We start from the raw sequence: 24,686 nt of genomic DNA, 5'->3' as shown, positions 1-24,686 counted from the left end.
CGGGAAAGGCAAAGGACGGAGACAATGACCATCAATCTGCAAAAGCCGGACATCACCGAGCTCAAGCCGCGGATCACCGTGTTCGGTGTCGGCGGCGGTGGCGGCAATGCCGTCAACAACATGATCACCGCTGGCTTGCGCGGCGTCGAGTTCGTGGTGGCCAACACCGACGCGCAGGCGCTGACCATGTCGAAGGCCGAGCGGCTGATCCAGCTCGGCGCGCATGTCACCGAGGGTCTCGGCGCCGGATCGCAGCCGGAAGTCGGCCGTGCGGCGGCTGAGGAGTGCATCGATGAGATCGTCGATCACCTCTCCAACACCCATATGTGCTTCGTCACCGCCGGCATGGGCGGCGGCACCGGCACCGGTGCTGCTCCGGTCGTTGCCCGCGCAGCGCGCGAAAAGGGCATCCTCACCGTCGGTGTTGTCACCAAGCCGTTCCATTTCGAAGGCCAGCGCCGCATGAAGACGGCGGATCTGGGCATCGAGGAACTGCAGAAATGCGTCGACACGCTGATCGTCATCCCCAACCAGAACCTGTTCCGGCTGGCCAATGACAAGACCACCTTCGCCGACGCCTTCGCCATGGCCGACCAGGTGCTCTATTCCGGTGTTGCCTGCATCACCGACCTGATGGTCAAGGAAGGCCTGATCAACCTCGACTTCGCCGACGTGCGTTCGGTGATGCGCGAGATGGGCAAGGCGATGATGGGCACCGGCGAGGCTTCGGGCGAGGGCCGCGCGATGGCCGCCGCCGAGGCAGCGATCGCCAACCCGCTGCTTGACGAGACGTCGATGAGGGGCGCCAAGGGTCTGCTGATCTCGATCACCGGCGGCCGCGACCTGACCCTGTTCGAAGTTGACGAAGCCGCGACCCGCATTCGCGAGGAAGTCGACCAGGACGCCAACATCATCCTGGGCGCCACCTTCGACGAGGAACTCGAAGGCGTCATCCGCGTCTCGGTGGTCGCCACCGGCATCGACAAGTCGGCGGCCGAAATCGCCGCGGTGCCGATCTCGATCCGCGCCGTGCCGCCGCAGCAGAAGCCGGTCGCCCGTCCGGCTCCGGCCGCGGAAGTCCGGCCAGCACCGGTCCAGCAGACCTATGAGCAGCGCGCGGCCGATCCGGTCGCCGAGGCGATCCAGCTTGCCGAAGCCAATGCGGCGGCAATGGCTCGCCCGGCGCCGATGGCCCAGGCGGACGATTTCCGCCCGCAGAGCAAGATCTTCCAGGCCCCGCCGGCGCAACCGCAGCCTGTCGTGCAGCAGGTGATGCAGCCGGCGCCGCTCAGGGAAATGCCGCAGCCGGTGGCTGCCGCGCCGCAGCGCATGCCGCGGGTGGAGGATTTTCCGCCGGTGGTGAAGGCCGAGGTGGAAGCCAAAGGCAGGCCGACCGACCATGAAAACAGCGGGCCGATGGGGTTGCTCAAGCGGCTGACCAACGGCCTGACGCGCCGCGAGGAAGAACCGGCCCGGCTGCAGCCGGCGCAGCCGCGCGAACCGAAACTGCGCCAGGCAGCGCCCGAAATGCGCCGCCTCGCCAGCCAGGATCCGCAGCTTTACGCGCCGCGCCGCGGCCAGCTCGACGATCAGGGCCGGTTGACGCCGCAGACCAGGTCGGCCCAGGAAGACGACCAGCTGGAGATCCCGGCTTTCCTGCGCCGCCAGGCCAACTGAGGCGTTAACGGTATGTAACACTTGTTAACAGGCAGACGAGAGATCGTTTGCCTGTTAACTCAAAAGATCCTTTGATAACAGAGCGTTACGAAGTGACGCTCATAGCCGGCCGCGGTTACACAGAGTAAGAAACCGTGATTTGGAGTCTCCCTGGCGGACCACTATCTTTGCCGCAGCACTTTCGGTGTGCTGGGATTCGGGGAGTTGACCCTGCCTGCCGATTACAAAGAGCCGCACCTTTTAGGGTAAAGCGGACTTAGGCATATGGGCTATGGGGTTTGTCTTGCAAGACTACCAGACGACACTTAGATCGCGTGCAACGCTGACCGGTACCGGCGTTCACAGCGGCAAACCGGTCACCGTCAATTTCCTTCCCGCGGACGCCGACACCGGCGTCATCTTCCACCTTTCGACCGGAAGCGAGAGCCGCGAGTTCCGTGCTCTGGTCGCCGAAGTCGGCGCGACCGATCTCTGCACCATGCTTGGCGATCCGGCAGGCGAGCATATCGCCACCGTCGAACATCTGATGGCGACGCTCTTCGGGCTCGGCATCGACAACATCGTCATCGAGATCGACGGCCACGAGGTTCCGATCCTCGACGGTAGCGCAGTGGCGTTCGTTGAAGCCATCGACCAGGCCGGCATCGAGACGCTGGCGGTCAAGCGCCGCTACATCAGGGTGGTCAAGCCGGTTCGGATCGAGAACGGCGCCTCCTGGGCGGAATTCAGGCCCTATAGCGGCACGCGCTTCGAGATCGAGATCGACTTCGAGAGCCCGGCGATCGGCCGTCAGCTGTTCGCCTCCGACATCAACCCCGACGTCTTCCGCCAGGACATTGCACGCGCCCGTACCTTCGGTTTCATGAAGGATGTGGAGCGGCTGTGGGCGGCCGGCTATGCGCTGGGCTCGTCGCTGGAGAACTCGCTGGTGATCGGCGACGACAACCGGGTGATCAACATGGGCGGCCTGCGCTATCCCAACGAGTTTGCCCGCCACAAGACGATGGACGCAATGGGCGATCTGGCGCTGGCCGGCGCCCGCTTCATCGGCTGCTTCCGTTCCTATCGCGGCGGCCACCGGATGAATGCAGCGGCTTTGCGGCGCCTTTTGTCCGACCGTTCGGCCTTCGAGGTCGTCGAGACCACACGCCGCGAGCGTGGCCGCACGGCCGAGATGAGCGCCGTCACCGGGCCTGTCTTTGCGCCCTGGGTGATCTGATTCTTAACGATTTTCTGGCTTTCTGAGCGCTGGCTGGTGTTGCACGGATGCATCACCGGCCGGTGAAAGCACATAGCTTTAGGGGCAACACCAAGCCGCCACAAAAATGTGCGATTGGCTAGACATAGCGTTGCTGGGCTAGGCAGTTATGGTTTATGGCTGCTGCCGTCGATTAGACGCATGTCGCTCAAAAGTGGGGACCAGTTTTGAGGGAACGCCATGCGAAAGGCATTGAAATAACGCCGAAAGGGCGCAATCCAATCATGTTCTTCAAGCGAGTTGGTCAATTGAAAGCGCCGCATCGGGCTGTTTTCCTGGCGCTTTCGGTGGTTGTGCCGTCGCTGTTCCTCTCGGCCTGCATGTCGTCGGAGAAAGACGTCGATCTGTCGACCTATGTCGACCAGACCGAACCGGCCGACGTCCTTTACAATCAAGGCCTTGCCAATCTCAACGCCGGCCGCCTGGATGAGGCGAGCAAGAAGTTTGACGCCGTTGACCGCCAGCACCCCTATTCGGAGTGGGCCCGCAAATCGATGGTGATGGGCGCCTTTGCCGACTACCGCGCCGGCCACTATGACGAGGCGATCGGTTCGGCCAAGCGCTATCTCACGCTCTATCCGTCCACCGACGACGCCGCTTATGCCCAGTATATCATCGGCCTGAGCTATTACCGCCAGATCAAGGACGTCACCCAGGATCAGAAGGAAGCACGCCAGACCGTGCAGACGATGCAGGATCTGGTGACGCGCTGGCCGACCTCGGAATATGTCGACGACGCTAAGGAAAAGATCCGCTTTGCCAACGACCAGCTCGCCGGCAAGGAGATGCAGATCGGCCGCTATTATCTCGAGCGGCGCGAATACATTGCCGCGGTCAAGCGCTTCCGCAATGTGGTCGAGAACTATTCCAACACCCGCCATGTCGAGGAGGCGCTGGCGCGCCTGACCGAGAGCTACTACGCAATGGGTCTGACCTCGGAAGCGCAGACGGCTGCGGCAGTGCTCGGCACCAACTATCCAGACAGCCCGTGGTACAAGGATTCCTACAAGCTCTTGCAGAGCAATGGGCTTGAGCCGCGCGAGAATGCCGGGTCGTGGATATCCAAGGCCGGAAAGCTGATCACCGGCGCCTGACGCCTCTACTGAAGCGGGCACAGCGCTTTTCGGATTGATCCGACGCTCAAACAAAAAGATAGTGCGGCGCTGCGACTCCAACGGTCGCATGCCGCATTGAGGCGCGTCGCGCCTTAGTCTTTTGTTTGTGCATGCCGTTGTCCCAAACCTCTCCGCTTTGGGGCGACATGCGATAGGTTCGGGTTCTGATGCTTTCCAGACTGTCGATCCGCGATATCGTCCTGATCGAGAAGCTGGATATCGACTTCCAGCCCGGCCTTTCCGTGCTGACCGGTGAAACCGGCGCCGGCAAATCCATCCTGCTCGACGCGCTGTCGCTGGCGCTTGGCGCGCGCGGCGACGCTTCGCTGGTGCGCCATGGCGCGGCCCAGGGGCAGGTGATTGCCGTGTTCGACGTGCCGCGCAACCATCCGGTGCGCGCGCTGCTGGCCGAAAACGCCATCGAGGATGACGGCGACATCATCCTGCGCCGACTGCAGACAGCGGATGGCCGCACGCGCGTCTTCGTCAACGACCAGCCGTCCAGCGTCACTCTGATGCGCGACATCGGCCACGCGCTGGTCGAGATTCACGGCCAGCACGATGAACGCGCCCTGGTCGATCCCGGCGCGCATCGCGAGTTGCTGGACAGTTTTGGCGGCCATCTCGGTGCTGCCCGAGCGACGGGCGAGGCGTGGCGCTACTGGCGCGGCTGCGAGCAGGACTTTGCCAGGCATCGCGCCAAGGTCGAGGCGGCGGCGCGCGAGGCCGATTATCTCAGGGCTTCGGTGGCCGAGCTGGCGAAACTCGATCCGCAGCCCGGCGAGGAGACGCAGCTGGCCGAACTGCGCGCTACGATGATGCGGGCGGAAAAGATCGCCTCGGAAATACACGATGCGCAGGATGTGCTGTCAGGCCCGTCCTCGCCGCTGCCGCAACTGGCCAGCCTGCTCAGGCGCCTGCAGCGCAAGGCGAGCGAAGCGCCAGGCCTGCTCGAGGATGTGGTGAAGTCGCTCGATGAGGCGATGCTGTCGCTGGATGCGGCACAATCGGGTGTCGAGGCGGCGCTTCGCGCCACCGAATACGATCCGCAGCGGCTGGAGAAGGCGGAGGAGCGGCTGTTCTCGCTGCGTGCGGCGTCACGCAAGCACAGCGTGGCGGTCGACGATCTGGCGCAGCTGCGCGACACGATGTCGGCCGACCTTGCCGATCTCCACGCCGGCGAGGAGCGCCTGCATGGGCTGGAGAAACAAGCCGCCGCCGCGCGCGAGGCCTATGACATTTCGGCGGCCCAGCTGTCCTCGCTTCGCCATGCTGCGGCGGTTGGCCTGACCAAGGCTGTCATGGCCGAACTGCCGGCTCTGAAGCTCGAGCGGGCCGAGTTCATCGTCGGGCTGACCAGCGATGGCGAAAACCGCATGGAAGAAGGCATCGACCAGGTCGAGTTCTGGGTGCGCACCAATCCCGGCACAAGGCCCGGCCCGATGATGAAGGTTGCGTCCGGCGGCGAGCTGTCGCGCTTCTTGCTGGCGCTGAAAGTGGCGCTGGCCGACCGTGGCTCGGCGCCGACATTGGTGTTCGACGAGATCGACACCGGCGTCGGCGGCGCCGTGGCCGATGCCATCGGCCAGCGGCTGGCACGGCTGTCGAAGCGGGTGCAGGTGCTATCGGTCACCCATGCGCCGCAAGTGGCGGCGCGTGCGGCGACGCATTTCCTGATTTCCAAATCCGGCGGCTCGGACAAGGTTGCCACCGGCATCGCCGAGATGGACCGGGCGGCACGCCAGGAAGAGATCGCGCGCATGCTGGCCGGCGCCACCATCACCGACGAAGCTCGTGCGGCTGCCGAGCGGCTGCTGCGCGAGAACACTGCAGCTGCATAAGGGGCGGCAGATGCTGGAAATGGCCAGAGTCAGGATATGGCGACATCCTGCTGTTCGGGTTTGATTTTTCCACAGCCTATCTCGCTGCCGGCAAATCCTGATTTATAGTGGCCCACCAGAATTCGAGGACCGCGCTGCATGTCTGAAAAACCAGTCGAATCGTTGAGCGAAAGCGAAGCCGCCGATGAGCTTGCGCGGCTGGCCGAGGAGATCGCCGGCCATGACCGGCGCTACCACGCCGAGGACGCGCCGACGATTACCGACGCCGAATACGATGCGCTGCGGCGGCGCAACCTTGCCATCGAGGAGCGCTTTCCCGGTCTGGTGCGCGAGGATTCGCCCTCTGTGCGGGTCGGTGCCGCGCCGGCCGAAGGCTTTGCCAAGGTGCGTCATGCGGTGCCGATGCTCAGCCTGGCCAAAGCCTATACCGACGAGGATGTCACCGATTTCATCGACCGTGGCCGGCGCTTCTTCGACCGCGACAAGGATCTCGACATTGCGTTCACGGCCGAGCCGAAGATCGACGGTCTGTCGGCGTCGCTGCGCTATGAGCGTGGCGTGTTCGTGCAGGGTGCCACGCGCGGCGACGGCGCTGTCGGCGAAGACATCACGGCCAATCTCAGAACCATCGCCGACATTCCCGCCAAGCTGAAAGGATCGGGCTGGCCCGAGACCATCGAGATCCGCGGCGAGGTCTACATGACCTACGCCGAATTCGAGGCGCTGAAGGCGCGCTCGGCCGCAGTGGGCGGCCAGGACTATGTCAATCCGCGCAACACGGCTGCGGGATCGCTTCGCCAGAAGGATGCGTCCGTCACCGCCAGCCGCAACCTTAGATTTTTCGCCTATGCCTGGGGTTACACGACGGCGGATCCGGCGCCGACCCAATATGGTTCGGTGCAGAAATTCGCCGAATGGGGCTTCAAGGTCAGCCCGCTGATGGTGCGGGCGAAGTCGGTCGAGGAGCTGATTGCGCAATACCATAAGATCGAAGAGCAGCGCTCGTCGCTGGGCTACGACATCGATGGCGTCGTCTACAAGGTCGACCAGTTGGAATTGCAGCGCCGCTGGGGCTTCGTCACCGGCGAGCCGCGCTGGGCGGTTGCGCACAAATTCCCGGCTGAACAGGCGATGACGACGGTGCAGAAGATCGACATCCAGGTTGGCCGCACCGGCACGCTGGCGCCGGTGGCGCGGCTGGCGCCGGTCACCGTCGGCGGCGTGGTGGTCGAGAACGTCACGCTGCACAATGAGGACTACATCAAAGGCTTCGACAGCAACGGCCTGCCGATCCGCGACGGCATCGATGTGCGCATCGGTGATACGGTTGTCATACAACGGGCGGGTGACGTCATTCCGCAGATCGTCAGCGTCGTAATCGACAAGCGGCCGGGCGATGCAGTGCCTTACGAATTTCCGCATACCTGTCCGGTCTGCGGCTCGCCGGCGACGCGCGAAATCAACGAGAAGACCGGCAAGGAGGATTCGCGCCGGCGCTGCACCGGTGAGCTGATCTGCGCCGCGCAGGCCGTGGAACGGCTGCGCCATTTCGTCTCGCGCGGGGCGCTCGACATCGAGGGACTGGGCGCCGAAAACATCGACCTGTTCTTCAATTCGGGGCTGGTCAAGACCGCCGCCGATATCTTCACGCTCAGGGACCGCCGGCCGGCCGTCACCCGGGCGCTGGCAGAGCGGCGCGAGGAACAGGCCAGGCAGCGTGAGGCGGCATCGGGCAAGGCGCGCAAGAATGTGCGCGGTGTCGAGGACCGCAATTATGAAGGCCTCGACAAGCTGTTTGCGGCTATCGATTCGCGCCGCGAGCCGGAGCTTGATCGTTTCATTTTCGCGCTCGGCATCCGCCATATCGGCGAAACCACGGCAGCGGTGCTTGCCAAGACCTTCTCGACCATCGAGGAGCTGATCCGCGTCGGCAAGGAGACCGCTGCGGCCGAGGACCCGCACAGCGTCTTCCCCTCCATCAACGGCATCGGCGACACGGTGATCGATGCGCTGCGCGATTTCTTCGGCAATGAGCGCAATGACGATGTCCTCGACAGACTGCTCGATCAGGTCAAGCCGAAGCCATATATCGTCACCGTTTCGGCTGACAGCGAGGTTGCCGGCAAGACCATCGTCTTCACCGGCACGCTGGAAAAGATGACCCGCTCGGAGGCCAAGGCGATGGCCGAACGGCTCGGCGCCAAGGTTGCGGGTTCGGTGTCGGCGAAAACCGATCTGCTGGTCGCCGGGCCGGGTGCCGGCTCCAAACTGAAGCAGGCAACCGAACTCGGCGTCGAAGTCATCGACGAGGACACCTGGTTGCAACGGGTCGGCAAGGCATGACCGGCGGTTCGTTCAAAGGGTTTGGCCAAAAGGCCATCCCGTTCCTGAAGGCGCTGGACTTCCACCAGAGCCGCGAATGGTTCCAGGAGAACCGTGCGCTTTACGACAGCGAATTGCATGAGCCGTTCTGCGACCTGGTTGAGACGCTGACGGAGCGCTTCGCGGCAGCGGGGCTCGGCCTGCGCGGCGACCGCAAGAAGTCGCTGTTCCGTATCAACCGCGACGTGCGCTTCGCCAAGGACAAGCGGCCCTACAACCAGCATCTGTCGGCCATGCTGTCGCCGGACGGCACCAAGATGGAGCAGGGCGTATTCTTCGTCTATGTCGGGGTCGACCGCTGCTTTGCCGACGTTGCCTGGTGGAACCCGGAGCCGCCGCTGCTGCTGGCAATGCGCAAGGCCATTATCGCCCGGCCAGCCGAGTTCCGAAAACTGCTGTCAACGCTGAGGAAAAACGGCTTCGAACTCGAAACCGAGGGCCGCTTGAAGCGCACGCCGCGCGGCTTCGAGCAGGTCAACGAACCCGACCTTGTCGACGCCATCCGCAACCGGCACTTCTATGTCCAGCACATGATCGATCCGGCTGGAATTCACGCGCCAACGCTGGTCGACGAGCTTGTCGATTTCACCTTGCGCGCCAAGCCGCTGCTCGATTGGGGCAGGGCGATCCAGGGTACGGCGCCGCGGGGCTAGCCCGGAGGGCTGGGCGGCTACATCCGCATCAAAAGACCGCCGTCGACGGCAAGCTCGATTCCGGTGATGTAGCTTGCCGCGTCGGAGAGCAGGAAGAGCGCGGCATTGGCCATGTCCTGCGGCGTGCCGATGCGGCCGAGCGGGGTGTAGTCGGCAACGGCTGCGCGCTTCTCCTCGGTGTCCCAGCGCGCCTGCAGCGGCGTCAGCGCCATGCCCGGGCAGATCGAATTGGAGCGGATGCCATCGCCCGCCAACTGCATGGCGAGCGACTTCGACAGCGCACAGACGCCGGCCTTGGAGGCCTGGTAGGCATCCTGCGGTTTGAGATCGCCGCGATACCACTGGATGGTGGAGAAATGCACCATGGCGCCGCCGCGCCCGCCCGCGCGCATATGCGGAACGACAGCACGCGCGGTGTGGACGAAGGATTTCAGATTGATGTTGAAGACCTGGTCCCAGACGTCGAGATCCATTTCCAGGGCAGACTTGTCGCGGCCGAACCAGAGCACGCCTGCGACATTGGCGAGATAGTCGATGCCGCCACGTGCGCGGCCGGCAGCATTGATGGTCTGTTCGACAAAGGCGGCGTCGGTGAGGTCGCCCTGGGCGAAGGTGAGCCGGTCGTCATAGGCGGCAAGCGAGGCCGGACGCGGCTTGATGTCGATGGCGGTGACGGAGGCGCCGGCATCGAGTAGAGCCAGCGTGATCGCCTCGCCCATGCCGCCGCCGGCACCGGTGACGACGGCATGCCTGCCGGTGAAATCGTAAGCGATCATCTGAAACCCCTTCGCGCCCCGTTGCATCAGTTTCGCTGATTTGTTGGCTCAAGCGAATTCGTCTGACTTTTCAAACGCTGGCTCCTACATAGCAGCGCGATCGGGAAATGTGACATGTCGGCAGAGACCTTAACCGAAAAATCTGTGGCCAGCGATTTCTGGGACGGCGTGCGGCTGTCTATACCGGTGGTCGTCGCCGCGGCGCCGTTTGCGCTGCTGTTTGGCGCCATCGCCGTCGACAATGGCCTTTCCGTTCTCGAAGCGACTTTGATGAGCGCGCTGATCTTCGGCGGAGCCAGCCAGATGGTCGGCATCGAACTGTTCGGCCAGCATGTCGCGCCATGGCTGATCGTGCTGTCGATCTTCGCGGTGAACTTTCGCCACGTGCTTTATTCCGCCGGCATCGGCCGGCGCATCGCGCATTGGCCGGTGATCCAGCAGGCGCTGGGCTATTTCGTGCTCACCGATCCGCAGTTCGCGGTGGCCGAGCGCAAGGCCGAAGCCGGCGAGACCGTTGGCTTCGCCTGGTATATGGGGCTTGGTCTGCCGGTCTATGTGTTGTGGGTGATCGAGAGCGCGCTGGGTGCGGTGTTCGGCAAGCTGATCCCGGACACGCATGCGCTCGGCATCGACTTCCTGTTGCCGATCTATTTCCTCGGTCTGGTGCTGGGCTTTCGCAAGCGGCCGCTGTGGCTGCCGGTGGTGATTGCCAGCGCGGCCGCCTCGATCGTTGCCTACAAGACGGTGGGCTCCCCCTGGCACGTCTCCATCGGCGCCGTTGCCGGCGTGCTTCTGGCGGTGATCCTGCCGCCGCATCATAGCGGCGTGGAGGCAAAGCGATGAGCACGACCTTCTGGATCATCATTGCCGGTGCGGTCGCCACCTATCTCACCCGCGTCGGCGGCCATCTGGTGATCTCGCGCTTCGACCACATCCATCCGCGCGTCGAGGCGGGCTTGAACGCCGTGCCGGCGGCGGTGCTGACGACGCTGGTGGCGCCCGCCGCGCTCAGCGCCGGGCCGGCGGAATGGGCGGCGTTGATCGTCACCGCTGTGGCCTCGCTGCGTGGCGGGCTGATGGCGATGTTTTTGGCCGGAGCTGCCGTGCTGATTCTGGCGCGGCAGTTCGTCGGGTAGGGTGTGCTGATATTCAGGTGATGCCGGTCTGCAAACGGCCGATACCTGCGCTTCCGATGCTCACGTACCCAAAAGTACGCTCCGCTTCGGTTCTCGGTATCGGCCATTTTCGACTCGGCCTGACCTGAATCTCAACACACCCTTGCAGGTCTCGGAAAATCAAATCTTCGCGTCGTGCGGCAGTGGCGCGGTTGCTTTCTCCAGCCAGGACTGCGTCTCGCCATCGAGCATCGGGCCGATCTCGGCCAACACCCAGGCATGGTAAGTATCCAGCCAGTGCAGCTCCTCGCGCGTCAACAGGTCGGTGCGTATCAACCTGACGTCGATCGGCGCCAGCGTCAGGGTCTCGAAGCTGTGCATGGCGATGTCGCCGCCTTCGACCGCTTCGGCCGGCGTCACCAGGATCAGGTTCTCGATGCGGATGCCGTAGGAGCCTTCCTTGTAATAGCCGGGCTCGTTGGAGAGCATCATGCCGGCGAGCAGTTTTTCGGTGCCGGTGCGGGCGATGCGCTGCGGACCCTCATGCACGGCGAGGTAGGAGCCGACGCCATGGCCGGTGCCGTGGGCGAAGTCGCAGCCATGCTTCCACAGCGCCATGCGCGCCACCGCGTCGATCTCGGAGCCGCGCGTGCCGGCGGGAAAGCGCAGCGTCGAAATGCCGATCATGCCTTTCAGCACCAGGGTGAAGCGTTCTCGCATCTCTTCGGTCGGCTGGCCGATCGGCACGGTGCGGGTGATGTCGGTGGTGCCATCCTGGTACTGGGCGCCGGAATCGAGCAGGAACAGCTCGCCCTTTGCCAGCTTGCGGTTGGTGGCGCGCGACACGCGGTAATGCATGATGGCGCCGTTCGGCCCGGCGCCCGAAATGGTGTCGAAGGAAACGTCGCGCAGCGGCATCTGCGTTTCCTCGCCGGTCTGCCGGCGCGTCTCCTCCAGTTTGGTGACGACGGTTATTTCGTCGAGCGTGCCCGGCTTCTGCCGCTCCAGCCAGCACAGCAGCTTGGCGACGGCCGCCCCATCGCGGCGGTGCGCGGCGCGGCTTCCGGCGATCTCGGCTGGGTTCTTGGTGGCGCGCGGAATGCGGGCGGGATCGGGCGCGGCAACAAAGGTGCCGCCATTGTCCTCGACCAGCATTCTCAGCTTTTCCGCCGCCAGCACGGGGTCGAGCGCGATTTTTGCGCCGCCCTTGGCAAGGGCGACGACCGCCGCCTCGAATTCGCCGGGCTCGTGCAGGTCGGCGAGCTGGGTGAGATAGGCGGCGACGGTGCGCGAAAACTTGCGCTGGTCCATGAACAACTGGTGCTTGCCGTCGGCGGCGAGGATCGCGAAGCCGAGCGCCAGCGGCGTGTGCGGCACGTCACCGCCGCGAATATTGAAGGCCCAGGCGATCGAGGAGGGGTCGGTCAGAACCGCATGCGTGGCGCCGTCCTTGCCGATTGCCGCCGCCAACCGCACCAGCTTGTCCTTGGCCAGTTCGCCGGCAAAGCCGATCGGGTGGATTTCGACCGGCGCCCGCGGCGGTTCGGGCTGATCCTTCCAGATGACGTCGATCGGGTTCTTGTCGAGCGGCACCAGCGTCGCGCCGGATTGCTCGGCCGAGGCTTGAAGTGCCTTGACCTCAGCGATCGTGTGCAGCCAGGGGTCGAAGCCAAGCCTGGCGCCCTTGCCGAGATTGTCCTTGATCCAGACGGCCGGCGGATTGTCGACGAGGCTCTCGATGGCAAAAATGTCGAGATCGACTTCGTGGCGCACCTGCAGCGTGTAGCGGCCGTCGACGAACATGAAAGCGCGGTCGCGCAGCACGAGGGCGACGCCGGCCGAACCGCTGAAGCCGGTCAGCCATTTCAGCCGCGCCGAGCGGTCGGCGACATACTCGCCCTGGTGTTCGTCGGCGCGGGGCGCGAGGAAACCGTCCAGGCCATTGTCCGCCAGCCATTGCCGCAGCAGTTTCACGCGCGGCTTGCCGACGCTGGGATCGCCAGCGGAGTCAAAGGTCTGGAACATGGCTGGTTTCCTCCTGTACTTGGCGCGACCGTAGCGCATGGCCCGGAAAACCGGAATCGATTTTCGACAATCGCAACAGGCTCGGATTGGTCCAGCTAGTGCTTGAGGTGGATGGTCACCCAGCCTTCGCGATGCAAGGTCCTGACATGGCGGAAATTCTGGCCGACATAGGCCGAGATCACCGCGTTGCACTGGCGATCGAGAATGCCGGACAGCACGATCGAGCCGCCGAGGCTGATATGCTTGGCCATCTCAGGCGCCAGCCGCATCAGCGGCCGCGCCAATATGTTGGCGACGATGAGGTCGACAGGCGCGCGCTTGCCGAAGATCGGGTGGTGGAAGCCGGGCGCCGTCACTGTTTCGACCAGCGCCTTGACGTGGTTGAGACGGGCATTGGCGGCGGCGACCCTGACGGCGATCGGATCGATGTCGGTCGCCAGCACTGGAATATGCGCCAGCTTGGCGACGGCGATCGCCAGCACCGCGCTGCCGGTGCCGAGGTCGAGAGCATTCCTGGGATGCTCGCGCCGTACGACCCGTTCCAGCATTTCCAGGCACCCGGCCGTGGTGCCGTGATGGCCGGTGCCGAAGGCAAGGCCGGCCTCGATCTCGATGGCGAGTTCGCCGCTATGGCGCTTCCGGCGGTCATGCGCGCCATGGACGAAGAAACGCCCGGCGCGCACCGGCTTCAGCCCTTCCAGCGAACGCGCCACCCAATCGATGTCGGGCAACACCTCGCGTTCGACCGGCTTCGATAGCGAAAGCTCGGCAAGGACGTCTTTCAGCCTTGCCTCGACCGCGTCGACATCGCCGTCGGCATAAAGCGAGACTTCATGGATATCGCGGTCCTCGTCGACTTCGAGCACGGCGAGCGGCAGGCCTTCATCCTCGAAGGCCAGTTCGAGCGCGGCGAAGATGCGGTCGGCCTCGACCTTTCCGGTCGTGAAATGGAGCCTTGTCTGACCCATCAGCTTTGGGCACCTGCCGCCAGCCGCTTCAACTTGGCAATCGCGGTGTCGGCGCTCTCACCGTAAGCGATCGTACCGGAGAATTCGCCCTTGGCATTGAGCAGCAGCACCGAGGCGGTGTGGTCCATCGTGTAGTCGCCGTCGCCGGTGTCGACCTTCTTCCAGTAAATGGCGAACGATTTCGCCATCGCGTGCACCTTGTCGGGATCGCCCGAAATGCCGACGATGCGGTCGGAAAAATTGCCGACATAGGTTTTCATCACTTCGGGCGTGTCGCGCTCCGGGTCGACGGTAACGAAATAGGCGTTGAGGTTCTTGCCGTCGTCACCCAGGGTCTTCAGCCAACCGGCCAGCTCGAACAGCGTGGTCGGGCAGACTTCCGGACAATGGGTGAAGCCGAAGAAGACGACGCTGGGATGGCCTCTGAACGCAGCTTCCGTGATCGGCGCGCCTTTCTGGTCGACCAGCGTGAACGGCGCGCCGAACGGCTCGCCGCCATAATGGCCCTTGTACCAGTCGAAGGTGAGCCAGCCGATGCCGGCCGCCATCAGAACGAGAATGCCGACCAGGATTGCACGCATCATCGGGAAGTGTCCGTCGTGATTTTGATGGACGCCGGATTGGCGCCTGCGGCGGAAGTCTTAGCCGGTAGCGGCGGTCAAGGCAAAGATGCCGCGTTGCCGCAACCCGCTCTCGATGCCGCCGGAGTTACCAAACCGTAATTTGACCGATTCAGGCCCCTACCTATCTTGACGGTCTGTTCTCTTGCCGTGGAACCAGCCAATGTCGGATATGTCCGTCGCTTCCTATTCGAAAACCCAGATCGGGCTGCATTGGAGCATTGCTGCCCTGATCCTGATCCAGTTCCTCGCCCATGACGGCATGGAGCATGTGTGGCGTGCCTTTCGCAGGGGGCAGGAGGCGTCGCCGGGTGATGTGCCGCTGGCCTATATGCATGTCGTGATCGGCCTGGCGGTGCTGGTCCTGGCTGCGTGGCGGGTCTGGCTCAGGGCGACGCGCGGCGTTCCGCCGGTGTCGGGCATGGAACATCCGGCGTTGAAACTGCTCGCCAAGGCGACGCATTTCGTCATCTACGCCCTCATCTTCATCGTTCCGCTCTCGGGCGCCGCCGCATGGTTTCTTGGTGTGCCGGGGGCAAGTCTGGTGCATGTGCTGGGCAAGAACATCCTGCTCTATGTGGTGCTCTTGCATACGGCAGGCGCGCTGGTTCAGCATTTTTTCTTCAAGACCGATGTGCTGCGGCGGATGCTGGCATTCCGGCAGGCTTAGCTTGCAAAGCAAGGCAGTTCGCCCCACCTGTGGTCGGCAACCAGAACCTGAGGAGGCTACGTTGCAGAGACGGATTGGGCAGAAACTGATCGGTGGCGCACTGGCCGCATGCATTGTCCTCGGCGCCGGTGCCGCCGCGGCTGAGGAAGTCGGCAAGGTCGGCGTCGACTGGCTCGGCAACGACATCATTGTCGAGGCGATCAAGGACCCGAAGGTCGACGGCATCACCTGCCACGTCTCCTATTTCGACCGCGGCGTCATCGACCGGCTGCAGAAAGGCAACTGGTTCGAGGACCCGTCGGATTCGTCGATCTCCTGTCGCCAGACCGGCCCGATCACCATCGGCGACATCGACATGAGCGAAGGCGGCGAAGAGGTGTTCAAGCAAGGCATCAGCCTGATCTGGAAGAAGCAGGTGGTGAACCGTATCTACGACAAGAAAAACGAGACGCTGATATACCTCTCGCATTCGCGCCAGGTGCAGGACGGCTCGGCGAAAATGTCGGTGACCACCGTGCCGTTGTTCGGCCAGAGCGTGGTGTGGACCAACGGCCAGCCGAAATAGGGCCGTTACTCCTGACGCGACAATTGCTTCCGCAATTGCGCGGGGGTAAAGCCGCGAGATGGACCGTACCGAAAACCTTGTCCTCAAAGACCCGGAACCGCGCATCCACCCGACCGCGGAGCTGAAGGCGTGCAAGCTCGGCCGCTATGCCTCGATCGGCGAGCGGGTCGTGCTGCGCGAGGTCAATGTCGGCGATTTCTCCTATTTCGAGCGCCACGCCGAAGCGATCTACACGACGATCGGAAAATTCTGCTCGATCGCCGCCAACAGCCGCATCAATGCGCTGGAGCATCCGATCGAGCGGGTGACACAGCACAAGCTCAGCTACCGGCCGAACGAATATTTTCGCTGGCTGGGCGTCGACGCGGCGTTTCGCGCGCAGCGGCAGGAGAAGGCCGTCAGCATCGGTAACGATGTCTGGATCGGCCATGGCGCGGTGATCATGCCCGGCATCAGCATCGGCAATGGCGCCATCGTCGGCGCCAATGCGGTGGTGACCAGGGATGTGCCGGCCTACATGATCGTCGCCGGCGTGCCGGCGAAGCCATTGCGCCGGCGTTTTCCCTCTGAGATCGCGGCGCGGATCGAAAGCCTTGCCTGGTGGGACTGGCCACCGGAGAAACTGGCGAAAGCGGTTCCCGATATGCAGGCCCTCGCGATCGAGGATTTTCTCGACCGCTGGGAGCAAGAGCGCTCCTGAGCGCAGCGGTCGGGTTAGCAAGCCGCCTCCGGGACGGCTCTCCGGCAGGAACCCCTTCCGCTATGCGGGGGTGGCGCAGCGGAAGGGGCTTTGGAGGTAAACCGCCGTGAAGCGGAAGGAACAGGCTCTCCGGCCTGCACAAGGACTATGGCAACAAACCCATAAGGCGGCTTTTCCCGGCGCTACGATTTTCGCGTGTGTTCAATTGCATCAGCGATATCACCTGCGAGGGGGAACCGGGAGCGGCCACCGATTGTTTCTAGCTGAGCGACCAGCGCGGCGGCGTCCCGGCTTGCCGCGTTTCGGGCAACTGAGGGATTTTGAATTGGAAAAGCTGTTTACCAGGATCGCCAACTTCGTTGCCCATCTGGCCGGGCTGCCGCTGACCTTTGTCGGCTGCTGCGCGATCGTTATCGTCTGGGCGGTCAGCGGGCCGTTCTTCGGCTTCTCCGATACGTGGCAACTGGTCATCAACACGGGAACGACGATCATCACTTTCCTGATGGTGTTCCTGATCCAGAACACGCAAAACCGCGATGGCGCCGCGGTCCAGGCCAAGCTCGACGAACTGATCCGGGTCAGCGAGGGGCACAACAATTTCATCGGCATCGAGCATCTGACCGAAACCGAGGTCGAGGAAATCAGAGACAAATGCGAACGGGCGGCGAAACGACATGACACCGAGATCGCCGAACTGGCCGCCAAGAAAGCGGTGACGCAGAAGCGCACTGCGAAAAAGCGCGCTGCTTGAGTCTCAGCTTTGCGTGAATTCGCGGCTCAGCGCTCCATGAAGGCCGCAAAAGCGTCCTTGTGGTCGGGGTGCCAGCGCGAGAGGGCAGGGCGATTCTCGATGATGTCGCCGATCGCCCAGGCCATGCGCTTCTCGTCCGTCGGTCGCTTCACCTCATTGTCTGGGCACAGGATGTAGAAATCGCCGCGCATGAGCGAGTCCAGCATGAAGTCGATGACCTGCTCGCCGGTCCAGGCGCCGGCCGGCTTTTCGGTCGCGCCCTCGGTGATGCCGGTGAAGGTAAAGCCGGGAATGAGAAGATGTGCCGCGACCTTCGCGCCCGGTTCGTTGCGCAGTGCGTGCGCCAGGCCTTCGGTGAAGGTTTTCAGCGCCGATTTGGAGACGTTGTAGGCGAGATTGCCGGGCGGCGTGGTGATGCCTTGCTTGGAGCCGGTGTTGACGATCAGGCCGGGCTTTCCCGATGCCAGCATGGCCGGCGCGAAAGCCTCGACGCCGTGCACGACGCCCCAGAAATTAATATCGATCAGCCGCTTCCAGGCCTCACCGTTTTCCCAGGGTTTTCCAGGATTGTTGCCGACGCCGGCATTGTTCATCAGCAGCGAGACAGTGCCGAAGGCGTGGTGCGTCGTCTCCGCCAACCGGGCGAGCTCGTCGGCCTTCGAAACGTCGGTGGCGACGGCAAGCACGCCATCCTCACCAGTGATCGCGGCAACCGCTTGCCGGGCCGCGTCGAGGCGCGCGCCGCCGATGTCGGCCAGCACAATCTTCATGCCCATAGCCGCCAGCCGTTTGGCCGCGGCAAGGCCGATGCCGCTGGCCGCGCCGGTGATAACGGCGACATTGCCGGAGCTGAGGGCGGGCAAAGCGGACTGGATTTCGGCGTCGCGGGTCATGGTCTTTTCCTTGGGTATCAGATGGCGCCGAACTTAGCGCGGGATGCGCTTCGCGCAAGGCCGTCCGGCGTGTTCGGGTTGACCGTATCGGCGCTGGCTGCGCATGGTGCGAGTGAGTCTTAGTTTTACGCAGTTCCGGACGGAAAACCGTGTCACACTTTTCCTGGAACTGCTTTAGGAGACTGCCGATTGACCGACTGGATCGCAATCCTGAAGGAGCAGACCGCCACCGGCGACCAGATGGGCCGCGAGGTGCCGCAGATGCTGGCCAATCCCGACATCAGCGAAGCGCAGGTCAAGACCTTGTTTTCGGCATTGGAAAAACAGGCCGAGTTCGTCGAGAAATTGCGTATGGCGCTGGAAAAATTCGGCCATGATTTTTCGATCATCAAGGCGGCGGAGCGGCTGGAGGAGCGCTACGGCGACCTCGCAGCCTCGGTCGCCGAAAAGCTGAAGGCGATGCGCAAATAGCGCGCTACTTTTCGATCATTCGCGAAAACCGCCTATCCGGCACGAACCAGATTGCGGCCACCAGAACGTAGATCGCAACGCTGATCCATTGGTTGACGAAGGTCAGCAGCACCGCCGTTGTGTAAAGCGCCACCGAAATCTTGCCCTTGCGGTCATTGCCGAGCGCCTTGGCGAAGGCGGTTTCGTTGCCATGCAGATGGTGCAGCTTGGTCGCAAGAATCGTATACGCGAGCCCGCATAACACCAGGTCGATACCGTAGACGGCGACCGGCGCCGGGGCGAAATGGTTCTCGCCCATGAAGGCGGTGGTCGCCGGCATCAGCGACAGCCAGAACAGAAGGTTGAGGTTGGCCCACAGCACGCGGCCGTCGACGCGCTGCACGGTGTGGAACATGTTATGCAGATTGTTCCAGTAGATGCCGACATAGATGAAGGACAGGACATAGCAGAAGAAGATCGGCCACAGCGGCAGGAGGGACGAAAAATCCTCGCCATGCGGCACTTTCAGCTCCAGCACCATGATGGTGATGATGATGGCGACGACGCCGTCGGTGAATGCCTCGACCCTGCCTTTGCCCATGGTTCCTCCCTCTCGTTGGGCCGACGTTAAGCGAGGATTTCTCGCAAGGCCATCCTGACAAGATTGTCAGGAGCGGGTTCGGCAAATGGAACAGCCGTCCTTACATCAACGTTGGGTTTCGATCGGGCGTTGGGGCAACTGACCGGAGGTTGCCATGACCAGCTATGCCGAGACGACGACGCGCGACAGTGAACTCGGCGGCCGTGCCGCGATGGCTGCGGTCGCCGCCATGATCGCGGCGCTGTTCGCGGGCAGCACGGCGCTGACGCCGCTTTACATCATCTACAAGCAGGCCTTCGGCTTCTCGCAGGTCACACTCACCCTGGTCTACGCCGTCTATGTCGTCGGCAATCTCGGCGCATTGCTGATGTTCGGACGGCTGTCCGACGGCATTGGCCGCCGTCCTGCGGCACTGGCGTCGATGGCGGTGGCGGTGGTCAGTGCGCTGGTGTTTCTGTTCGCCGAAAATGTGGCCTGGCTCGACGCGGCCCGTATCCTGAGCGGCCTTGGCATCGGCATCGGCGCGGGAACCGGCACGGCCTGGCTCGCCGAGCTGATCGATGGCGAGGACAAGTCGCGCGCGGCTGTCATCGCCACCAGCACCAACTTCGTCGGCCTCGGCCTCGGCGCGCTCGGCTCAGGCCTGCTTGCCGAATATGCGCCGTGGCCGCTCAGGCTGACGTTTGCGGTCTATCTGGCGGTGCTTGTCGTGGTCACGCTCATGATCTGGCGCACGCGCGAAACCGTGTCGCGGCCGGGAAGGCTGGCCGATGTTTCGCTGCGGCCACGCCTCTCGGTGCCGGCCGATACCCGCGCCGCTTTCGTGGCGCCGGCGGTGACCGGTTTCGGCGCCATGGCGCTGGTCGGCTTCTATGCGGCACTGGCGCCGAGCATCCTGGCGCAGCAGCTGCATGTGGCCAACCATGCCGAAGCAGGCGGGCTGTTCTTCGAACTGTCGATCGTCGCCGCCGCCACCATTTTGGGCACGACCTGGCTGCCCAGCCGCACCGGCATGCTGGCGGCGCTGGCGCTGATGATCCCGGCAGTTGCGCTGGTCGTTGCGGCGCAGTTTTTTGCGTCGATGTCGCTGATGATTGCCTCTACTGCTTTGTGCGGCGTGGCGGCCGCGCTCGGCTATCGCGGCGGTCTGCAAGTGGTGAACCAGATCGCGCCGGCGGATCGCCGCGCCGAAGTGGTGTCGGCCTTCTTCATCTGCTGCTTCTGCGGCAACGCGCTGCCGGTCATCGGCATCGGCCTGTTGTCGAACTGGAGCAGCCCGACGACGGCGAGCCTGGCGTTCGCCGGCATGATCACGGTGTTCTCGCTGGTGGCATTGGGGTTCGGCGCGAAATATGCGCGCTGAACTTCATCCATTCGGCGTCTCAGGCGCCAGGTTGGCGCGGTGGCGCGGTACGCCGAGGCCGGTGTCGGGCGGTTCGCCGGCGGCAGGCCGGTCTTCGATCATGTGCATGGTGCGCCAGCGGCCGAAGCGATAGTAGGCGGCGGCCAGCACCAGCGAGGTGATTGAGCCCGCCGGAAAGCTCCACCACAGCGCTTCCTGGCCGATGTAGCTGCGGAAGAAGTAGGCAAAGCCGGTGCGCACGACCAGCACCGAAATCACCAGGATGATCAGCGGCGGCATCACGGCACCGGTTGCCCGCACGGTGGCGAACAGCACGATGGTGATGCCGAAAAGGATGAACGACCAGGACGCCGCCTTGTTGATGTGGGCGGCAATGTCGATTGCCGTGCTGTCGCCGCTGAGAAACAGGCCGAGCACCGGCCTGTCGAAGAAGAACAGCAGCGCCACCAGCGTGCCGGTGAGCACGAGGTTGAAGCCGACGCCGGAGGCGGCGACCTTGCCGATGCGGTCCCAGCGCCCGGCGCCGACATTTTGCGCCGCCATCGAGGAGACCGCAGCGCCGATGGCCAGCGCCGGCATCTGGATATAGGTCCAGAGTTGGGCAGCGATGCCATAGGCGGCGGCGACCTGCGAGCCGTAGGAATTGACGATGCCCATCACCGTCAGAGCTGCCGCCGAAATCACGATCATCTGCAGGCCCATCGGCACGCCCTTGAAGACGACGATCCGGAGCAGCGTCGGGTCGGGCCGCAGCAGAGCTAGGTCGGCGCCGGCGATCCTGAGCGGATGCTTGCGCGCATAAAGCACCACGAGGATGGCGATCACGCTCACCGTCTGGCCGACCAGCGTCGAGGTGGCGGAGCCGGCAATTCCGAGTTCGGGGAAGGGGCCGATGCCGCGGATCAGCAGCGGGTTGAGCACGATGTCGAGCACGACGGCGAGCGCCATGAAAAAGAACGGGGTGCGCGAATCGCCAGCGCCGCGCAGCACCGTCATGACGAAGGAAAGGAGATTCATCATCGGTACGGCGACGAAGATGATGCGCAGGTAGGAGCGTGCCAGCGGCAGCGCGTCGGGTGGCGTGCCAAGCGTGTTGAGGATCGCATCGACCCAGATCCAGCCGCAGACAGCGAAGATGACCGAGACGAGGAAGAAGAAAGTGGCGCTGGTGCCGACGATGCGCCGCGCTTCGGGCAGGTCGCGGGCGCCGACCGACTGCGCCACCAGGATGGTCGCCGCCATGCCTATGCCGAACACGGTGCCGAGGATGAGGAACAGCACCAGATTGGCGTTGGAGGTCGCGGTCAGCGCCGATTCGCCGAGAAAGCGGCCGACCCAGACGGCATTGATCGAACCGTTGAGCGATTGCAGCACGTTGGAGCCGAGCACCGGCAGGGCGAACAAAAGCAGCGTGCGCGGGATCGGGCCGCTGGTGAGATCACCGGTGCGCCGGCGCGGGGGCATTTTTTCGTCCATGGCTGGCACTCAGCGCTGTCTCAGTCCGGCCGCAATGATTGCCGATTTGACTGACAAGGTCGATGCGGCATCGGAACATTCCGCCTTGCGTGCTGCGCCAATCAGGTTCTCAAAGCATCCGGAATGGGCTATGGATCGTCGCCGCGTGGGGCCGCAAACCGAGGGGATCATGTCCGACAATCCGCTTTTTTCTGAGCGCCTGAACCGGCGCGCATTTCTTGGGGTATCCGCCTTGGGTGCCGCTTCGATGGCGCTTTCGGCCTGCACCACCACGGACGTGGCGCCGCCAGCGGCAGCGCCGCCGCCGCCAAGCGACTCGGCCTTCGGCGCCGCCGAAAGCATGTATGCGGCGCGCGTCGACGAAGGCTTTTCACTGCCGGCGATCCCGATATCCAAGCTCGATCCGAAGTTCGTGCGCCAGATCGTGACCGACCCGACCGGCGAAAAACCCGGCACCATCGTTGTCGATACGTCGGAGCATTTCCTCTATCTGGTGCGCGATGGCGGCAAGGCGATCCGTTACGGCGTCAGCCTCGGCAAGGCCGGGTTCGGCTGGACCGGCAGTGCGGTGGTCCAGGCGCGCAAGAAGTGGCCGGTGTGGACGCCGCCGCCCGAAATGATCCAGCGCCGGCCGGAACTGACGAAATACAAGGACGGCATGCCGCCGGGACCGCAGAGCCCGCTCGGCGCCCGCGCGCTCTATCTGTTCCGCGACGGCAAGGACACGATGTACCGGCTGCACGGTACGCCGGAGTGGGATTCCATCGGCAAGAACGCATCGTCGGGTTGCGTGCGCTTCATGAACCAGGACATCATCGACCTCTACAGCCGGGTCAATGGCGTCGCCCAGGTCTATGTGCGCCCGAACCTGTCGCCCGCCGGCAAGATCATGGCCGTGTCGAGCCGTACCGCCGAGCCGATCGATGCCGGCGTGCCGAAGGATGCCGAGATATTGAAGTAAGTTTCTCAGCGGTATCGCTGTAGCCGACAAAAAAGCGGACGAGATAGAGCGTTTCACGGAAAAGGTGAAACGCTCTGTCTCTTTGTTTTTTTCGCAATTCCGGACGGAAAACCGATCACACTTTTCCTGGAATTGCTTTAGGCGCGTCCGCTTTTGTCTGTCGTATGCGATTACTTCTTGGCGAGGCCCGGAAGCGTGACCTGATAGACCAGGAACATGGTGTCGACATCGGCGCCGTCTTCGGCCTTGTAAGGCGCGCCGACCTGGAAGCCGTCCTGGGCGAGGAAGTCGTTGTCGTTGCCGACGAACAGGAAATAATCGTCGGGCAGCGCCGGATCGAGCACGCTGACCACCGACATCGCCTCCCACTTCTCCGAGAGGTTGTTCTTGTCGTTCGGCTTGCCGTCATGCAGGCCGAAGCGGCCGAGTTCCTTGTTGTCGTTGATGTTGATAAACGGCGTCAGCTTGGCCGGCATGACCGAGGGGTCGAGCACGCCCTTGGGCGCTACCGGCTTGTCGGCGGCATCGAAGGCGCCGCCGGCAATGTCGGTGGCACCAGAGACGTCGACGACGAAGATCTGGCGCACAAGCGAAGTGTCGCCCTTCACGCCCTGGCCGTTGCCGCTGTCGCGCGCCAGCATCAGCAAGGTCTTGTCGGAGAGCGCCACGATCTCGCTCTGCGCGGCGATCTTGGTCTTGCCCTTGTCGTCCTTGAACACCGGCAGCGGCACGACATATTCATGCGCCAGCTTGAGGTGCGCCGGGTCGGTGGCGTCATAGACCAGTGCGCGGGTGTTCTGGCGCGTCGCGCCGGAATCGCCGCCATCCTGGCGGGGCGCGGACTGTAGCACCGCGATCAGCGACTTGCCGTCCGGCGTCAGCGCCATGCCTTCGAGGCCCTGGTTGTTCTGGCGGCCGGTTTCGGGATCCTTCGGATCGGGCTCGGCGGCACCGGGGCCCGGATTGTCGGAGGCGAAGTTCGGCGTGCCCTTGCGCATCGGCACCAGGGCGGCCGGCGGCTGCGTTGCCGACAACAAATGGCCCTCGGCCGAGAAGCGGTAGATGTTGGGGCCGTATTCGTCGGAGATGAACATGGTGCCGTCGGGCAGCCGGGCGATCGCCTCGTTGTCGAGCGCCAGCTTGCCATTGGCCTCGGGCAGGATCGGCAGCTCGCCGCTTGCCGCGCGCACGCCGTTCAACGGATCAAGGCCGGTGGCGTCGGCGCCCTTGTCGTCGGTCAACAGCAGGGAATCGGTGAGCGTCGCCTTGACGCCGGTCTGTTCCTGGCCGGCGGCGGGCGTGGCACCTGGTGCAACCGGGGTGAACTCGATGCCGATGGTGTTGAGGCGCGGCCGGTAGTCGGTGGTGCCGACGACATTGTAGCCACGGTCCGGCAGCAGCCACAGCGAACCTTTGTAGCCGTCGGCGCCATGCGTCCAGCCGGCGGCGTCGATCGACATGCCGGAGCCGGAGCCGAAGGTCTCGCCGAACTTGTCCTTCAGGTCGGCCGGGAGGCGACCGACGCCGACCAGGCCCTTGTTGACGAAACTGACGCCGCCAACGGTGGCGGTGCTGTCGGCAAGGGCAGGGGTCAAAGCGGTAAACAGCGCCAATGCGGCGCCGAGCGACACGGTTCGGTGCGAGATTTTCATGGAGATCCTCTTTGTGACAAGCCTTCAAGCGGCCGAGACTGCAAAGGGCTCCGCGTCGCATCGACGATGTCGCCCCCCGCGAAGCGGTCTAGGACGCGAACATGATACTTGCGTGACAGAGCATTCTGACAGCCATTGGCATTCGGTGCTTGCCGTGCAGAAATGGCTGCATGC

At 63.8% G+C, this 24,686-nt stretch carries 23 protein-coding genes; 15 read left to right on the top strand and 8 right to left on the bottom strand.

What is annotated here, in order from left to right; all coding sequences use genetic code 11:
• The first annotated feature begins 24 nt into the window (after positions 1 to 24).
• The 6 genes from ftsZ (at position 25) to AC1DZ8_RS22520 (ending at position 8,926) form a co-directional block, all read left to right on the top strand.
• Positions 25 to 1,677 (top strand): cell division protein FtsZ, encoded by a 1,653-nt coding sequence (gene ftsZ / locus AC1DZ8_RS22545; RefSeq protein ID WP_477301216.1) that lies wholly within the window; start codon positions 25 to 27, stop codon positions 1,675 to 1,677.
• 271 nt (positions 1,678 to 1,948) lie between these two features.
• Positions 1,949 to 2,896, top strand: coding sequence for a UDP-3-O-acyl-N-acetylglucosamine deacetylase (lpxC, locus tag AC1DZ8_RS22540; RefSeq protein ID WP_477301218.1), 948 nt, complete (start codon positions 1,949 to 1,951; stop codon positions 2,894 to 2,896).
• A 263-nt stretch (positions 2,897 to 3,159) separates the two neighbouring features.
• Complete coding sequence (locus tag AC1DZ8_RS22535) at positions 3,160 to 4,029, top strand: outer membrane protein assembly factor BamD (protein WP_477301221.1); 870 nt, start codon at positions 3,160 to 3,162, stop codon at positions 4,027 to 4,029.
• 188 nt (positions 4,030 to 4,217) lie between these two features.
• The gene (recN, locus tag AC1DZ8_RS22530) at positions 4,218 to 5,891 is read left to right on the top strand and encodes a DNA repair protein RecN (protein ID WP_477301223.1); all 1,674 of its coding nucleotides are present in this window, start codon (positions 4,218 to 4,220) and stop codon (positions 5,889 to 5,891) included.
• Positions 5,892 to 6,029: 138 nt separating this feature from the next.
• Positions 6,030 to 8,234, top strand: a complete 2,205-nt coding sequence (ligA, locus tag AC1DZ8_RS22525) for an NAD-dependent DNA ligase LigA (protein WP_477301225.1) — start codon at positions 6,030 to 6,032, stop codon at positions 8,232 to 8,234.
• Positions 8,231 to 8,926 carry a DUF2461 domain-containing protein gene (locus AC1DZ8_RS22520; protein ID WP_477301227.1) on the top strand — a complete coding sequence of 232 codons (696 nt, stop codon included), beginning with the start codon at positions 8,231 to 8,233 and terminating at the stop codon, positions 8,924 to 8,926. Before ligA ends, AC1DZ8_RS22520 begins: the two co-directional genes overlap by 4 nt.
• A 17-nt stretch (positions 8,927 to 8,943) precedes the next feature.
• On the opposite strand, the gene AC1DZ8_RS22515 is transcribed toward AC1DZ8_RS22520, so the two are convergent.
• Positions 8,944 to 9,702, bottom strand: coding sequence for an SDR family NAD(P)-dependent oxidoreductase (locus tag AC1DZ8_RS22515; protein ID WP_477301229.1), 759 nt, complete (start codon positions 9,700 to 9,702; stop codon positions 8,944 to 8,946).
• A 114-nt stretch (positions 9,703 to 9,816) separates the two neighbouring features.
• Here AC1DZ8_RS22515 and AC1DZ8_RS22510 point away from each other — a divergent pair, with 114 nt between their 5' ends.
• Complete coding sequence (locus AC1DZ8_RS22510; RefSeq protein WP_477301231.1) at positions 9,817 to 10,545, top strand: AzlC family ABC transporter permease; 729 nt, start codon at positions 9,817 to 9,819, stop codon at positions 10,543 to 10,545.
• Positions 10,542 to 10,838 (top strand): AzlD family protein, encoded by a 297-nt coding sequence (locus AC1DZ8_RS22505; RefSeq protein WP_477301233.1) that lies wholly within the window; start codon positions 10,542 to 10,544, stop codon positions 10,836 to 10,838. The genes AC1DZ8_RS22510 and AC1DZ8_RS22505 overlap by 4 nt, the downstream gene beginning before the upstream one ends.
• 159 nt (positions 10,839 to 10,997) lie before the next feature.
• Here AC1DZ8_RS22505 and AC1DZ8_RS22500 read toward each other — a convergent pair whose 3' ends face one another.
• From AC1DZ8_RS22500 to AC1DZ8_RS22490, 3 genes are all read right to left on the bottom strand, one after another.
• Entirely contained in the window at positions 10,998 to 12,842 is a 1,845-nt protein-coding gene (locus AC1DZ8_RS22500; RefSeq protein WP_477301235.1) for an aminopeptidase P family protein, read from the bottom strand.
• A 95-nt stretch (positions 12,843 to 12,937) separates the two neighbouring features.
• Complete coding sequence (locus AC1DZ8_RS22495) at positions 12,938 to 13,810, bottom strand: 50S ribosomal protein L11 methyltransferase (protein WP_477301237.1); 873 nt, start codon at positions 13,808 to 13,810, stop codon at positions 12,938 to 12,940.
• Positions 13,810 to 14,394 carry an SCO family protein gene (locus AC1DZ8_RS22490; RefSeq protein WP_477301239.1) on the bottom strand — a complete coding sequence of 195 codons (585 nt, stop codon included), beginning with the start codon at positions 14,392 to 14,394 and terminating at the stop codon, positions 13,810 to 13,812. The genes AC1DZ8_RS22495 and AC1DZ8_RS22490 overlap by 1 nt, the downstream gene beginning before the upstream one ends.
• Before the next feature lie 199 nt (positions 14,395 to 14,593).
• Between AC1DZ8_RS22490 and AC1DZ8_RS22485 the strand changes: the two genes are divergently transcribed.
• From AC1DZ8_RS22485 to AC1DZ8_RS22470, 4 genes are all read left to right on the top strand, one after another.
• Positions 14,594 to 15,100, top strand: a complete 507-nt coding sequence (locus AC1DZ8_RS22485; RefSeq protein WP_477301241.1) for a cytochrome b — start codon at positions 14,594 to 14,596, stop codon at positions 15,098 to 15,100.
• 61 nt (positions 15,101 to 15,161) lie between these two features.
• Entirely contained in the window at positions 15,162 to 15,665 is a 504-nt protein-coding gene (locus AC1DZ8_RS22480; RefSeq protein WP_477301243.1) for a CreA family protein, read from the top strand.
• A gap of 58 nt (positions 15,666 to 15,723) precedes the next feature.
• A complete protein-coding gene (locus AC1DZ8_RS22475; protein WP_477301244.1) occupies positions 15,724 to 16,365 on the top strand; it encodes a DapH/DapD/GlmU-related protein in 642 nt (213 codons plus the stop codon).
• 325 nt (positions 16,366 to 16,690) lie between these two features.
• Positions 16,691 to 17,116, top strand: a complete 426-nt coding sequence (locus AC1DZ8_RS22470; RefSeq protein ID WP_477301246.1) for a low affinity iron permease family protein — start codon at positions 16,691 to 16,693, stop codon at positions 17,114 to 17,116.
• Positions 17,117 to 17,142: 26 nt separating this feature from the next.
• Here the strand turns inward: AC1DZ8_RS22470 and AC1DZ8_RS22465 are convergent, their stop codons facing one another.
• On the bottom strand, positions 17,143 to 18,009 hold the full coding sequence (locus AC1DZ8_RS22465; RefSeq protein WP_477301248.1) for an SDR family NAD(P)-dependent oxidoreductase: 867 nt from the start codon (positions 18,007 to 18,009) through the stop codon (positions 17,143 to 17,145).
• A 189-nt stretch (positions 18,010 to 18,198) separates the two neighbouring features.
• Here AC1DZ8_RS22465 and AC1DZ8_RS22460 point away from each other — a divergent pair, with 189 nt between their 5' ends.
• On the top strand, positions 18,199 to 18,480 hold the full coding sequence (locus AC1DZ8_RS22460) for a hypothetical protein (RefSeq protein WP_477301250.1): 282 nt from the start codon (positions 18,199 to 18,201) through the stop codon (positions 18,478 to 18,480).
• Positions 18,481 to 18,484: 4 nt separating this feature from the next.
• Here AC1DZ8_RS22460 and AC1DZ8_RS22455 read toward each other — a convergent pair whose 3' ends face one another.
• Entirely contained in the window at positions 18,485 to 19,060 is a 576-nt protein-coding gene (locus AC1DZ8_RS22455) for a TMEM175 family protein (protein WP_477280490.1), read from the bottom strand.
• Between the two features lie 154 nt (positions 19,061 to 19,214).
• Between AC1DZ8_RS22455 and AC1DZ8_RS22450 the strand changes: the two genes are divergently transcribed.
• Positions 19,215 to 20,423 (top strand): MFS transporter, encoded by a 1,209-nt coding sequence (locus AC1DZ8_RS22450; protein ID WP_477301252.1) that lies wholly within the window; start codon positions 19,215 to 19,217, stop codon positions 20,421 to 20,423.
• A gap of 3 nt (positions 20,424 to 20,426) precedes the next feature.
• Here the strand turns inward: AC1DZ8_RS22450 and AC1DZ8_RS22445 are convergent, their stop codons facing one another.
• Positions 20,427 to 21,899, bottom strand: a complete 1,473-nt coding sequence (locus tag AC1DZ8_RS22445) for an MATE family efflux transporter (protein WP_477301254.1) — start codon at positions 21,897 to 21,899, stop codon at positions 20,427 to 20,429.
• 169 nt (positions 21,900 to 22,068) lie between these two features.
• On the opposite strand from AC1DZ8_RS22445, the gene AC1DZ8_RS22440 reads away from it, so the two are divergent.
• Positions 22,069 to 22,860, top strand: a complete 792-nt coding sequence (locus AC1DZ8_RS22440; RefSeq protein WP_477301256.1) for a L,D-transpeptidase — start codon at positions 22,069 to 22,071, stop codon at positions 22,858 to 22,860.
• A gap of 170 nt (positions 22,861 to 23,030) precedes the next feature.
• Here the strand turns inward: AC1DZ8_RS22440 and AC1DZ8_RS22435 are convergent, their stop codons facing one another.
• A complete protein-coding gene (locus AC1DZ8_RS22435; RefSeq protein WP_477301258.1) occupies positions 23,031 to 24,512 on the bottom strand; it encodes an esterase-like activity of phytase family protein in 1,482 nt (493 codons plus the stop codon).
• Between the last annotated feature and the right edge of the window lie 174 nt (positions 24,513 to 24,686).

This window comes from Mesorhizobium sp. P2_F7 (genome assembly GCF_056403695.1).
The sequence above is the reverse complement of the archived record's forward strand: the minus strand, read 5'-3'. Positions and strand labels throughout refer to the sequence as shown.